Annotated in this window: 13 protein-coding genes; all 13 read left to right on the top strand. The window is 64.8% G+C overall.

The features are described 5' to 3' along the window. The first annotated feature begins 74 nt into the window (after window positions 1–74). The 13 genes from urtA to gatB all read left to right on the top strand — a co-directional run bounded on the left by urtA (window position 75) and on the right by gatB (window position 12,475). Window positions 75–1,343, top strand: coding sequence for an urea ABC transporter substrate-binding protein (urtA, locus tag DKG74_RS16790; protein WP_109907334.1), 1,269 nt, complete (start codon window positions 75–77; stop codon window positions 1,341–1,343). A 144-nt stretch (window positions 1,344–1,487) separates the two neighbouring features. Further along, a complete protein-coding gene (gene urtB, locus DKG74_RS16785; RefSeq protein WP_109907333.1) occupies window positions 1,488–2,411 on the top strand; it encodes an urea ABC transporter permease subunit UrtB in 924 nt (307 codons plus the stop codon). Between the two features lie 5 nt (window positions 2,412–2,416). Next, entirely contained in the window at window positions 2,417–3,538 is a 1,122-nt protein-coding gene (gene urtC, locus DKG74_RS16780) for an urea ABC transporter permease subunit UrtC (protein ID WP_109907332.1), read from the top strand. Window positions 3,539–3,551: 13 nt separating this feature from the next. Next, entirely contained in the window at window positions 3,552–4,313 is a 762-nt protein-coding gene (gene urtD / locus DKG74_RS16775; RefSeq protein ID WP_109907331.1) for an urea ABC transporter ATP-binding protein UrtD, read from the top strand. A 16-nt stretch (window positions 4,314–4,329) separates the two neighbouring features. Continuing rightward, window positions 4,330–5,019 (top strand): urea ABC transporter ATP-binding subunit UrtE, encoded by a 690-nt coding sequence (gene urtE / locus DKG74_RS16770; RefSeq protein WP_109907330.1) that lies wholly within the window; start codon window positions 4,330–4,332, stop codon window positions 5,017–5,019. 37 nt (window positions 5,020–5,056) lie between these two features. Next, the gene (gene fmdA / locus DKG74_RS16765) at window positions 5,057–6,286 is read left to right on the top strand and encodes a formamidase (protein WP_109907329.1); all 1,230 of its coding nucleotides are present in this window, start codon (window positions 5,057–5,059) and stop codon (window positions 6,284–6,286) included. A gap of 52 nt (window positions 6,287–6,338) precedes the next feature. Beyond that, window positions 6,339–6,698 (top strand): FmdB family zinc ribbon protein, encoded by a 360-nt coding sequence (locus DKG74_RS16760; protein WP_109907328.1) that lies wholly within the window; start codon window positions 6,339–6,341, stop codon window positions 6,696–6,698. Between the two features lie 310 nt (window positions 6,699–7,008). Next, entirely contained in the window at window positions 7,009–8,001 is a 993-nt protein-coding gene (locus tag DKG74_RS16755) for a helix-turn-helix domain-containing protein (protein WP_109907327.1), read from the top strand. A gap of 227 nt (window positions 8,002–8,228) precedes the next feature. Beyond that, on the top strand, window positions 8,229–8,852 hold the full coding sequence (locus tag DKG74_RS16750; RefSeq protein WP_109907326.1) for a glutathione S-transferase family protein: 624 nt from the start codon (window positions 8,229–8,231) through the stop codon (window positions 8,850–8,852). Window positions 8,853–8,922: 70 nt separating this feature from the next. Further along, a complete protein-coding gene (locus DKG74_RS16745; RefSeq protein WP_109907325.1) occupies window positions 8,923–9,183 on the top strand; it encodes a hypothetical protein in 261 nt (86 codons plus the stop codon). A gap of 70 nt (window positions 9,184–9,253) precedes the next feature. Beyond that, window positions 9,254–9,541: an Asp-tRNA(Asn)/Glu-tRNA(Gln) amidotransferase subunit GatC gene (gatC, locus tag DKG74_RS16740; protein WP_109907324.1), complete on the top strand. Its 288-nt coding sequence runs from the start codon at window positions 9,254–9,256 to the stop codon at window positions 9,539–9,541. Then, entirely contained in the window at window positions 9,541–11,019 is a 1,479-nt protein-coding gene (gatA, locus tag DKG74_RS16735; protein ID WP_109907323.1) for an Asp-tRNA(Asn)/Glu-tRNA(Gln) amidotransferase subunit GatA, read from the top strand. Before gatC ends, gatA begins: the two co-directional genes overlap by 1 nt. 1 nt (window position 11,020) lies before the next feature. After that, entirely contained in the window at window positions 11,021–12,475 is a 1,455-nt protein-coding gene (gene gatB, locus DKG74_RS16730) for an Asp-tRNA(Asn)/Glu-tRNA(Gln) amidotransferase subunit GatB (protein WP_109907322.1), read from the top strand. The last annotated feature ends 12 nt before the right edge of the window (window positions 12,476–12,487 follow it).

The following is a 12,487-nucleotide window of genomic DNA, read 5'->3' as shown; positions in this document are numbered from 1 at the left end:
AATCGACCGACCATCGCTGCGCAGGGACATTGTCCCGATCCGATCTGACAGGGACCACCCGATAGGAGGGGCGCATGGCAAGCGACGACATCAACGAGAAGACCGGCCTGACTTCGCCGCTGCGGCGGCAGTTGCTGAAGGGCATGGCGGCGGTGCCGGCCATGGCGGCCTTCGGCGGCGCGGCCCGTTCGAGCTTCGCGGCCGACGGCGTGAACACCACCGGCCTCGCCGTCACCGACACGGAAGTGACCGTCGGCATCCTGCATTCGGTCACCGGCACCATGGCGATCTCGGAGACGGGTTCGGTGCAGGCCGAAAAGCTGGCGATCGAGCAGATCAACGCCATGGGCGGCGTGCTCGGCCGCAAGATCAAATACATCCAGGAAGACGGCGCCTCCGACTGGCCGACCTTCGCGGAAAAGGCGAAGAAGCTGCTGGTCAACGACAAATGCGCCTCGGTCTTCGGCTGCTGGACCTCGGCTTCGCGGAAAGCCGTGCTGCCGGTGTTCGAGCAGTACAACGGGATGCTCTACTACCCGACCTTCTACGAAGGCCTCGAGCAGTCGAAGAACGTCATCTATACCGGCCAGGAAGCGACGCAGCAGATCATCGCCGGTCTCGACTGGGTGGTGAAGGAGAAGGGCGCCAAGACCTTCTACCTGCTCGGCTCGGATTACATCTGGCCGCGCACCTCGAACAAGATCGCCCGCAAGCACATCGAGAATTTCCAGAAGCTCGAAGTCGTCGGCGAGGAATATTTCCCGCTGGGCCACACCCAGTTCAACTCGGTCATCAACAAGATCAAGTTGAAGAAGCCGGACGTCATTTACGCGATCATCGTCGGCGGCTCCAACGTCGCCTTCTACAAGCAGCTGAAGGCCGCGGGCTTCGATCTCGAGAACAAGCAGACCCTGCTGACCATCTCGGTCACCGAGGACGAAATCCTCGGCATCGGCGGCGAGAACATCGTCGGCGCCTATGCCTGCATGAAGTACTTCCAGTCGCTCGACAACGAGAACAACAAGAAGTTCGTCGCCGCCTTCAAGGAAATGTGGGGCAAGGACATCGTTATCGGTGACGTTACCCAGGCCGCCTATCTCGGCCCCTGGCTGTGGAAGGCGACGGTCGAGAAGGCCGGCTCCTTCGACATCGACAAGGTGGCGGCGGCTTCGCCCGGCATCGAGTTCACCGGTGCACCGGAAGGTTACGTCCGCATCCACGAGAACCATCACCTGTGGTCGAAGACCCGCGTCGGCCGCGCCCGTACGGATGGCCAGTATGACGTCGTTTACGAGACGGCGGACCTCGTCGAGCCGAACCCGTTCCCCAAGGGCTACCAGTAAGTCGTTTCATCGTCGTCCCGGCGCAGGCCGGGACGACGTCGGAATTGGCCCCGGTGCCCCTGCCCGACGAGACCCCGGCCTTCGCCGGGGTGACGCCGGGTGGGGGGCGGGGAGGCATCAACCGTCGTGCGGGGTGACGCGGCCATGTTCGATTATTCATTCGCCGAGCTGAGCTCGATCCTGGTGATGCAAGGCTTCGCCGGGCTGATCCTGTTTTCGGTCTTCGTCCTGATGGCCCTTGGCCTTGCCATCATCTTCGGCCAGATGGGCGTCATCAACATGGCGCACGGCGAGTTCATGATCCTCGGCGCCTATGTGACCTATCTGACGTCACATCTGTTCACCGAGTTCCTGCCCTTCGCCTATCCGGCCTATTTCTTCTTCGCGATGATCTTCGCCTTCATCGCCGCGGGTGCCCTCGGCCTGCTGGTCGAATGGGTGATGATCCGGCACCTCTATGCAAGGCCGCTCGATACGCTGCTCGCCACCTGGGGCCTGTCGCTGATCCTGCAGCAGATCTTCCGCTCGACCTTCGGCGCGCGGGAAGTCGGCGTCGAATTGCCCGACTGGATGATGGGCTCGCTGAATGTCACGGACTCGATCGAGGTGCAGATCAACGGCCTCTTCGTCATGGGCCTGACCGCCGCAATCACCGCCGCCGTGCTCGTTCTCCTGTTCAAGTCGCGCTGGGGCCTGCAGGTCCGCGCCGTGACCACCAACCGCACCATGTCGGGCGCGGTCGGTATCGACACGCGCCGCGTCGACCGCATGACCTTCGGCCTCGGCTGCGGTGTCGCCGGTGTCGCCGGGGCGGCCTTCACCATGATCGGCTCGACCGGGCCGACCTCGGGCCAGCTCTATATCGTCGACACGTTCCTCGTCGTCGTCTTTGGCGGCGCGCAGAGCCTGCTCGGCACCGTCGCCTCTGCCTTCACGATTTCGCAAAGCCAGTCGGCGCTGGAATTCTTCATCTCCGGCTCCATGGCCAAGGTGATCACGCTCCTCATCGTCATCGGCCTCCTGATGCTGCGGCCCCAGGGCCTCTTCGTCCTCAAGGTGCGGAGGTAAGACCCATGAACATTCGCTCCCTCGCCAGTAACTGGCTCGGTTTCGCGCTGCTCACGATCCTGCTGGTCGTCGTCTTCCCGGCGCTGCTCGACGACTTCCGCCTGAACCTGGTCGGCAAATATCTCTCCTTCGGCTTCGTCGTGCTCGGCCTCGTGCTGTGCTGGGGCTATACCGGCATCCTGTCGCTCGGACAGGGCATCTTCTTCGGCCTCGGCGGCTATTGCATCGCCATGTTCCTGAAGCTCGAAGCCTCGACCCCGGAAGCGACCAAGATCCAGTCGACCCCGGGCATCCCCGACTTCATGGACTGGAACCAGCTGACCGAACTGCCCTTCTTCTGGCAGCCGTTCCATTCCTTCGGCTTCACCGTCTTCGCCATCATGGCGGTGCCGGCGGCGATCGCCTTCATCCTCGCCTATGCGATGTTCAAGCGACGGGTGGGCGGGGTCTATTTCGCCATCATCACCCAGGCGGTGACGGCGGTCCTGACCATCCTGATCATCGGCCAGCAGGGCTATACCGGCGGCATCAACGGCATCACCGACCTGCGCACCCTGCTCGGCTGGGACATCCGCACCGATGGCGCGCACAACATCCTCTATTTCGTCTGCGTCGCGCTGCTGCTCGTCTGCATCCTGATCGGGCGTTTCATCCTGAAATCCAAGCTCGGCCGCATCCTCGTCGCCATCCGCGACAAGGAGGAGCGGGTGCGCTTCTCGGGTTACGACGTCGCCAATTTCAAGACTTTCGTCTTCTGCGCGGCGGCGGCGCTCGCCGGCATCGGCGGGGCGATGTTCACCCTGCAGGTCGGCTTCATGTCGCCCACCATCATCGGCATCGTGCCCTCGATCGAGATGGTGATCTTCTGCGCCCTCGGCGGCCGGCTGTCGCTGATCGGCGCCCTTCTCGGCGCGCTCATCGTCAATGCGGCCAAGACCACTTTCTCGGAAATGTTCCCGGAACTCTGGCTCTTCGCCATGGGCGGCCTCTTCATCGGCGTGACCCTGTTCTTCCCCAAGGGGCTGGCCGGTCTCGTCGACGACTATGTTCGGCCCTGGCTGGTGAAGGTCCTGTTCGGCGGCGGCGCCAAGCCGACCGACCGGCCCGCCCCGACGCCGGCCGAGTGAGAGGAGAGACCCCATGCCCGTCATCGGTCCCATCGTCGAAAGCGATATTCTCCTCGCCCTTGAAGGCGTCACCGTCTCCTTCGACGGTTTCAAGGCGGTCAACGATCTCTCGCTCTACATCCAGAAGGGCGAGCTGCGGGTGATCATCGGCCCCAATGGCGCCGGCAAGACCACCGTCCTCGACCTCATCTGCGGCCGCACCAAGGTCTCGGAAGGTTCCATCAAGTTCAACGACACGGAAGTGACGAAACTGAAGGAACACGAGATCGTCCGTCTCGGCATCGGGCGGAAGTTCCAGAACCCCTCGATCTACGAAGACCTGACCGTGCTCGAGAATCTGGAGATTTCCTTCCCCAAGGGGCGGGGCGTCTTCGGCTCCCTCGCGTTCCGGCGCAGCAGCGAGGTGGTCGCCCGCATCGACGAAATCGCCGAGATGATCTTCCTGAAGGATCAGCTGAACACCAAGGCGGAAATCCTCAGCCACGGCCAGAAGCAATGGCTGGAAATCGGCATGTTGCTGATCCAGGACCCGGACCTTTTGATGCTCGACGAGCCGGTCGCCGGCATGTCGGTCGCCGAGCGGGTGAAAACCGCCGAACTGCTCAACCGGATCATCGAGGGCCGCGCGGTGATCGTGATCGAGCACGACATGAAGTTCGTCGAATCCATCGCCCACAAGGTCACCGTGCTGCACCAGGGCAAGGTCCTCGCCGAAGGGCGGATGGATGTGATCCAGGAAGACCCGCGCGTGCGCGAAGTCTATCTCGGCCATTGAGACAGGAGTGATGACAATGCTCGACGTCCGCGATCTCAAGGTGGCCTATGGCCAGAGCGAAGTTCTCCACGGCCTCGATTTCAAGGTGGCGCCCGGCGAGATCGTCGCCGTGGTCGGCCGCAACGGCATGGGCAAGTCGACGCTGATGAAATCCCTCGTCGGCATATTGCCCACCGCCTCGGGCACCGTCAGCCTCGGCGACATGGAGGTGCAGAAACTCGCCTCGCACCAGCGGGTGAAGCAGGGCATCGCCTATGTCCCGCAGGGCCGGCAGATCTTCGGCACCATGACGGTGAAGGAGAATATCGAAACCGGCCTCATCGTCTCGGGCCGCAAGCAGGTGCCGGAAGAGCTTTACGAGATCTTCCCGATCCTCAAGGAGTTCGCGAAGCGTCGCGGCGGTAACCTCTCGGGTGGCCAGCAGCAGCAGCTGGCGATCGCCCGCGCCCTCGCGACCAACCCCAAGGTCCTCCTCCTCGACGAGCCGACCGAGGGCATCCAGCCCTCGATCATCAAGGACATGGCCAAGGTGCTGCGCCAGATCCGCGACATGACCAACCTCTGCATCGTCGTCTGCGAACAGGTGCTGTCCTTCGTGCTCGACGTCGCCGACCGCATCCTCGTGATCGAGAACGGCCGCATCGTCCACGAGAACATCCGCGCCGAAGTCGACGAGGAAACCATCAGCCGCTTCCTCGCCGTCTAGTTGCTTTGATCCCGTTCTCAACCAAGGGAGACACACTGTGCCCGATACTCTGATCAAGGTCGACCTGTCGCAATCGGCCTATACGAACGAGATGGTCCACAACCGCTGGCACCCCGACATTCCCATCGTGGCCTGGGTCAATCCGGGCGACGACTTCATCGTCGAGACCTACGACTGGACCGGCGGCGCGATCAAGAATGACGACAGCGCCGAAGATATCCGCGATGTCGACCTGTCGATCGTGCACTTCCTGTCCGGCCCGATCGGGGTCAAGGGCGCGGAGCCGGGCGATCTGCTCGTCGTCGACATTCTCGACGCGGGCACGCTGGCTGGCCACGAATGGGGCTTCAACGGCTTCTTTTCGAAGAAGAACGGCGGCGGCTTCCTGACCGACCATTTCCCCTATGCCCAGAAGTCGATCTGGCATTACGAAGGCATGTTCACGCGGTCGCGCCACGTTCCGGGCGTGTCCTTCGCCGGCCTGATCCATCCCGGCCTGATCGGTACCTTGCCCGACCCGAAGCTGCTCGCGACCTGGAATGCGCGTGAAACCGGCCTGATCGCGACCGATCCCGCCCGGGTGCCGCCACTGGCCAATCCGCCGTTCCCGTCGACCGCCCACATGGGCAAGCTGACCGGCGAAGCCAAGGCCAAGGCCGCGGCCGAAGGCGCCCGCACCGTGCCGCCGCGCGAACACGGCGGCAATTGCGACATAAAGGATCTCTCGCGCGGCTCGAAGATCTTCTTCCCGGTCTATGTCCCGGGCGCCGGTCTCTCCATGGGCGACATGCACTTCTCCCAGGGCGACGGCGAGATCACCTTCTGCGGCGCCATCGAAATGGCGGGGGCCTGGCTGCATCTCAAGGTCGAGATCATCAAGGACGGCATGGCCAAATACGGCATCAAGAACCCGATCTTCAAGCCGTCGCCGATCACGCCGAACTACAAGGATTACCTGATCTTCGAAGGCATCTCGGTCGACGAGACGGGCAAGCAGTATTACCTCGACGCCAATGTCGCCTACCGTCAGGCCTGCCTGAACGCCATCGAATATCTGAAGAAATTCGGCTATTCCGGCGCCCAGGCCTATTCGATCCTCGGTTCGGCCCCGGTACAGGGGCATTTCTCGGGTGTCGTCGACATTCCGAACTCCTGTGCCACCCTGTGGCTGCCGACCGAGATCTTCGATTTCGACATCAAGCCCTGTGCCGCCGGTCCGACCAAATTCCTGACCGGCGACATCGACATGCCGATCGCCTACGATTGAGCCATCAGCGGAGTCCCGGCCGCGCGCCGGCCGGGACCTTCGGAGGTCGAGAATGCCGCTTTATGAATACGAGTGCCTGGACTGCGGGCCCTTCACCGAACTCCGCCCGATGGCGGATTCCGCGCTGCCCTGTCCCTGTCCCGATTGCGGCGGCGACGCCCCCCGGGCCTATCTGACCGCCCCCATGATGGCCTGCGTCGGCACCGAGCGGCGCATCGCGCTCGAAACCAACGAGCGCTCGCAGCACAATCCGATGAGCGTCGGCGAATATGCCGCGAAACAGGCGGCGAAAAGCCATCGCGCCGGCTGCTCCTGCTGCACGACGACGAAAAAGAAGAAGAGCGCCACGGCCAAGACCCCGTCCGGCGCCAAGAGCTTCCCCTCGAAACGCCCCTGGATGATCAGCCACTGAGGGCGTGCCTGTGGGCAGGCACCTGAGGGCAGGCGCCTGTCATGTTGCCCGTTCACGAGCGGACCGCATTCCGGGCGAGCGTGAGGGCCGGCACCGCGTTTCCATTTCCGGGGAAACCGATATCGCCGTGCCCAGTTTCATCGCGCGGCATGTCTGCCGACTGTCGCGGTAGAGGAAGGCGAGCCGGGGATATGCCATTCGGTATAGCGTCCCCGGAACTCCGCGGTTTTCCTGTTACGGCTTCGGCGGTTGACGCCGGGGAACAGGGCGCTTATCCCATTGCCGACGCGGGGGTGTGACCGGTGGTTTCATGGCCGATTTCCAGGGGTCTTGGCAGCAGCAATATCGCTTCCACATAGCCGCCGGGCAGGACCGGTGGCGTTGGCTCGGCCGCGTGCTCACGACCTATATGTGCAGCCTGTATCAGGTGCGTGCCCCGCTTTTTCTCGGTGACGCCGAAATGGCGATGATCGCCGATATCATCGGACTGGATGCCTTGGGCGCCAGCTTTGGCGAAAGCGCCAAGATGCCCGGCGGTGGCTGCTCCGTGGCGTCGATCACGCAGGCCACGAGCCTGCCGCGCGAAACTGTCCGGCGCAAGCTGCTGAGACTGATAGATCATGGATACGCGGTGTCCACGGACGACAGGCATTATCGGCTTCGGCCGGGAATCCTGGAGACCAAACCCTATTGGGAGGCGGTCCGGGCGGTGCACGAACTGACGCTGCAATTCGGCCGGGGCATGGTCGATGGCGGGCATGTGATCGTCGAGGCGACCGGTGCCGATGCGAGGGCATTGCCGCCCCGCGCGGCGCGAATCGTTCCCGGCGATCTGGAAGACCGCTGGTGCGATCTCCTGCGCGCCTTCACCGTTTTTCATCTGTCCGTCAACCGGATCCGCGCGCCCCATCACGACAACGATCTGGAGGCCATCGTCCTTTACGATCTGGTCGGTATTCTCAGCGTCGATCACTTCGCTGACGATCCCCGGTTTCAGGAAACCATCGTGGGTCTCGACGTTGTCCTCGGCAGTCTGCAGCGCGGATCGACGGTACAGCGATTGGCCCATCTAATCGGACTGCCGCGCGAAACGGTCCGGCGAAAACTGAAGCAACTGACCGATGACGGCGCCATCGAACGGGTGGCCGAAGGTTATATCCACAGGCCGGGCTTTCTGCAGAGCGCCCCGGTGCGGGCGGTCATGGCCCAGCTCGAGCTTTATATCATCGAACTCATGGACCGATGCCTGTCGACGGGCGTCTTCGGCGTCGTCATCGAAGCGACACCGGCCGGCAACACCTGAACTGCCGCGATATTGCGGGCGCCTCCGGTCCAGGTGCCCGCAATTCAGTGGACGCTATACATAATTCTGCCCCAACCCTTTTGCGGATAGCGGGCCATTGATATGACGACTGTACCGTCGAGAGTGAGAGTCGGGGAACGCTTCGGCGTCGGGGCGCTGACGGGTTGCTTGCTCGCGGGCTTCCGGCGCGGGAGACTGCCGGATGTCATCCACTGCGGGCCGCCTGAATGATCCTGATCGGACAATACGACTCCCCCTTCGTGCGCCGGGTCGCGGTTTCTCTGCGGCTGCTCGGGCTCGGGTACGAGCATCGGCCGTGGTCGGTGTTTGCGGATGCGGCGCGGGTCGGGGCCTATAATCCGCTATGCCGGGTGCCCGTGCTGGTATTGGACGATGGCGAGGTGCTGATCGAGAGCGGGGCCATCCTCGATCATCTCGACGAAGGGGCGGGGGCGCGGCGGCTGTTGCCGGCGGCGGGGCCGGCGCGGCGGCGGCAGTTGCAGATCGCGGCGCTGGCGACGGGCCTTGCCGAAAAGGCGGTGGCGCTGGTCTACGAGCGGGCGCTGCATGAGGCGACCTCGGCCGGCTGGATCGCGCGTTGCGAGGGGCAGGTGGCGGCGGTGCTGGCGCGGCTGGAGGCGGAGGTGGCGGCGCTGGATGCGCCCTTCTTCTTCGGGGCGGGGCCGGGGCAGGCGGATATCGCGCTCGGCTGCGCGCTGCGGTTCTTGCGCGAGGCGCATCCCCTGCTGTTCGAGGCCGGGCGCTGGCCGGCGCTCGCCGCCTTCGGCGAGACGTGCGAGGCCCTGCCGGCTTTCGCCGCCGTGGTGCAGGTCTTCGTTCCACCGAATTGACGTGCCGCCGAATTGACAGGGCGTTGTTTCGGGCGGATGGTCGGGGCCGGGGGAGAACAGGCGAGTGATCATGAGCATCAGCCGGCGGGCATTTCTCTTCGGGTCGGTTTCGGCGCCCAGCCTCGTGATGGCGGCGGCCTCGGCCCGGGCCTGGACCAGCCAACCCTTGGGGCCGGAAGACGGCGCGCTCTATGCCGCGCGCTGCACCACGACGCCGCACAGCGAGCATTTGCGGAAGGCCATGGGCCTGCTCGAACAGGCGGGCATCCGGTTGCCGCTGCAAACGGCGCAGGCCTGCCCGATCTGCGGCTGTGACATCGCACCTTCCTGAACCCTGGCGCTTGCCACCGGCCCGTCGGGGTTGCTAGGTTCCCGGCCTGCATTTTCCGGGAAGCAAGCTCATGTCGGTCGATCCCGCTACGGTCAAGAAAGTCGCGCGTCTCGCGCGGATTCGCGTCGATGACGCCGAACTGCCCGCCCTCGCGGACGAGGTGAACGGCATTCTTCACTTCGTCGAACAGCTCCAGTCCGTCGATGTCACCGGCGTCGCGCCGCTGACCAGCGTCGTCCATCGCTCGCTGCCGCTGCGCGCCGACGTCATCACCGATGGCGGCGATCCGGAAAAGGTGCTGGCCAATGCGCCCGACCGGCTGGAGAGCTTCTTTACCGTGCCGAAGGTGATCGAGTGATGGCTTCCGATCTGACCCGCCTCTCCCTCGCCGAGGCCCGCGAGGGCCTGCGCGCCCGCAAGTTCTCGGCCGTCGAGCTGACCCGCGCCTATCTCGGCGCGATGGAAGCCGCGCGCGGCCTCAACGCCTATATCACCGAAACGCCGGACCTCGCCCTCGAGCAGGCGGCGGCCTCGGATGCGCGGCTCGCGGCGGGCACCGCCGGCAGCCTCGAAGGCCTGCCGCTGGCGATCAAGGACCTCTATGCTACGCGGGGCGTGCTCACGACCGCCGCCTCCCACATTCTCGACGGCTTCACGCCGACCTATGAGTCGACCGTGACCACCAGCCTGTGGCGCGAAGGCGCGGTCATGCTGGGCAAGGCCAATATGGACGAGTTCGCCATGGGCGGCTCGAACGAGAATTCCTACTACGGTCCGGTGGTGAACCCGTGGCGGCGCAACGGCGATACGGCCGCGCTCGTCCCCGGTGGCTCCTCCGGCGGCTCGGCCGCGGCGGTGGCGGCCGACCTCTGCGTCGCCGCGCTCGGCACCGACACGGGCGGCTCGATCCGTCAGCCGGCGGCCTTCACCGGCACCGTCGGCATCAAGCCGACCTATGGCCGCTGCTCGCGCTTTGGCATCATCGCCTTCGCCTCCTCGCTCGAACAGGCGGGGCCGATGACCAAGACGGTGACCGATGCCGCCATCCTGCTCGGCGCCATCGCCGGCCACGATCCGCATGATTCGACCAGCGTGCCGGTGCCGGTGCCCGATTACGCCGCCGCCCTGACCGGCGACCTGCGCGGCAAGAAGATCGGCATTCCGAAGGAATACCGGGTCGACGGGATGCCGGCCGAGATCGAGGCCTGGTGGCAGAAGGGCGCCGACTGGCTGCGCGCCGCCGGGGCCGAGGTGGTGGAGGTCTCGCTCCCCCATTCGAGGCACGCCCTGCCGGCCTATTACATCGTCGCGCCGGCCGAAGCCTCGTCCAACCTCGCGCGCTACGACGGCGTCCGCTTCGGCCTGCGCGTGCCGGGCAAGGACCTGACCGAGATGTATGAGAACACGCGGGGTGAAGGCTTCGGCAAGGAAGTGCGCCGCCGCATCCTGATCGGCACCTATGTGCTCTCGGCCGGCTATTACGACGCCTATTACAGCCGGGCGCAGAAGCTGCGCCGCCTGATCGCCAATGATTTCGAGACGGCCTTCGAGACGGTCGACGCCATTCTGGCGCCGACGACGCCGTCGGCCGCCTTCGCCTCGGGCGAGAAGGCCGATCCCCTCTCGATGTATCTGGGCGACGTCTTCACCGTGACCGCCAATCTGGCCGGCCTGCCGGCGATGTCGGTGCCCGCCGGCCTGTCGGCGGAAGGGCTGCCGCTCGGCCTGCAGGTGATCGGCAAGGCCTTCGACGAAGCGGGCGTTCTCAATGTCGGCTATGCGCTGGAGCGCGCCGCCGGCTTCGACGCCAAACCCGCGGCCTGGTGGAGGGCCTGACATGTCCGAACTGATCAAGGGCGCGACCGGCGATTGGGAAATGGTCATCGGCCTCGAGGTCCATGCCCAGGTGGTGTCCAACGCCAAACTGTTCTCGGGCGCGGCCACGGCCTTCGGCGCCGCCCCCAATTCCCAGGTCTCGACCGTCGACGCCGGTTTCCCTGGCATGTTGCCGGTGATTAACGCCTATTGCGTCGAACAGGCGGTGCGGACGGGTCTTGGCCTCAAGGCGAAGATCAACCTGACCTCGGTCTTCGACCGCAAGAACTACTTCTATGCCGATCTGCCGAACGGCTATCAGATCTCGCAGTACAAGGACCCCATCGTGGGCGAGGGGCGCCTGCTCCTCGACATGCCCGACGGCTCGACGCGCGAGATCGGCATCACCCGCCTGCACCTCGAACAGGACGCGGGCAAGTCGCTGCACGACCAGCACCCGAACCTGACCTTCGTCGACCTGAACCGGGCCGGCGTCGCGCTGATGGAAATCGTCTCCGAGCCGGACATGCGGACGGCGGAGGAAGCGGCGCTCTACATCACCAAGCTGCGCACCGTGCTGCGTTACCTCGGCACCTGCGACGGCAACATGGAGGAAGGCTCCATGCGCGCCGACGTGAACGTCTCGGTGCGCAGGCCCGGCGCGCCCTTCGGCACGCGCTGCGAGATCAAGAACGTCAACTCGATCCGCTTCGTGCGCGCGGCGATCGAATACGAGGCGCGGCGCCAGATCGAGATCCTCGAGGACGGCGGCGAAATCCGGCAGGAAACCCGCCTGTTCGATTCCGTGAAGGGCGTCACCCGTTCCATGCGCTCGAAGGAAGACGCGCATGATTACCGCTATTTCCCGGACCCGGACCTGCTGCCCCTCGTGCTCGATGCCGAATGGGTGAAGGGTATCGAGGCCGGCCTGCCGGAGTTGCCGGACGAGAAGAAGGCCCGCCTCGTCGCCGAATATGGCATCAAGCCCTATGACGCCTGGGTGCTGGTCGCCGAGCGCGAACCGGCCGACTTCTTCGAGGCGGTGGCGAAGGGCCGCGATCCCAAGCTGGCGGCAAGCTGGGTCATGGGCGATTTCTTCGCCATGCTGAACCGCCTCGGCAAGTCGGTGACGGAAAGCCCGGTGTCGGCGGAAAGCCTTGGCCAGCTGATCGACCTGATCTCCGACAACACGATTTCCGGGCGCATCGCCAAGGAAGTGTTCGAGGCGATGGTCGAGACCGGCAAGGCCCCGGCGGCCATCGTCGAGGAAAAAGGCCTGCGTCAGGTCACCGACACCGGCGCCATCGAGGCGGCGATCGACGACGTGCTGGCCAAGAACCAGGACAAGGTCGCCGAATATCGCAGCGGCAAGGACAAGCTCTTCGGCTTCTTCGTCGGCCAGGTGATGAAGGCGACCCAGGGCAAGGCCAATCCGGCGGCGGTGAACGATATCCTCAAGGCGAAGCTGCAGGGCTGAGCGAAGGGGAAG

It is taken from the genome of Zavarzinia aquatilis (genome assembly GCF_003173035.1).
GTDB lineage: Bacteria > Pseudomonadota > Alphaproteobacteria > Zavarziniales > Zavarziniaceae > Zavarzinia > Zavarzinia aquatilis.
Note: the sequence above shows the minus strand (reverse complement) of the source record. Positions and strands in the feature narration are given on the sequence as shown.

Bases quoted from the DNA above. Each gene is read 5' to 3' on its own strand.
- gatB (WP_109907322.1), top strand. From the start codon at position 11,021: ATGTCCGAACTGATCAAGGGCGCGACCGGCGATTGGGAAATGGTCATC.
- gatA (WP_109907323.1), top strand. From the start codon at position 9,541: ATGGCTTCCGATCTGACCCGCCTCTCCCTCGCCGAGGCCCGCGAGGGC.
- urtB (WP_109907333.1), top strand. From the start codon at position 1,488: ATGTTCGATTATTCATTCGCCGAGCTGAGCTCGATCCTGGTGATGCAA.
- DKG74_RS16745 (WP_109907325.1), top strand. From the start codon at position 8,923: ATGAGCATCAGCCGGCGGGCATTTCTCTTCGGGTCGGTTTCGGCGCCC.
- urtA (WP_109907334.1), top strand. From the start codon at position 75: ATGGCAAGCGACGACATCAACGAGAAGACCGGCCTGACTTCGCCGCTG.
- urtD (WP_109907331.1), top strand. From the start codon at position 3,552: ATGCCCGTCATCGGTCCCATCGTCGAAAGCGATATTCTCCTCGCCCTT.
- urtC (WP_109907332.1), top strand. From the start codon at position 2,417: ATGAACATTCGCTCCCTCGCCAGTAACTGGCTCGGTTTCGCGCTGCTC.
- DKG74_RS16755 (WP_109907327.1), top strand. From the start codon at position 7,009: ATGGCCGATTTCCAGGGGTCTTGGCAGCAGCAATATCGCTTCCACATA.
- urtE (WP_109907330.1), top strand. From the start codon at position 4,330: ATGCTCGACGTCCGCGATCTCAAGGTGGCCTATGGCCAGAGCGAAGTT.
- DKG74_RS16750 (WP_109907326.1), top strand. From the start codon at position 8,229: ATGATCCTGATCGGACAATACGACTCCCCCTTCGTGCGCCGGGTCGCG.
- DKG74_RS16760 (WP_109907328.1), top strand. From the start codon at position 6,339: ATGCCGCTTTATGAATACGAGTGCCTGGACTGCGGGCCCTTCACCGAA.
- gatC (WP_109907324.1), top strand. From the start codon at position 9,254: ATGTCGGTCGATCCCGCTACGGTCAAGAAAGTCGCGCGTCTCGCGCGG.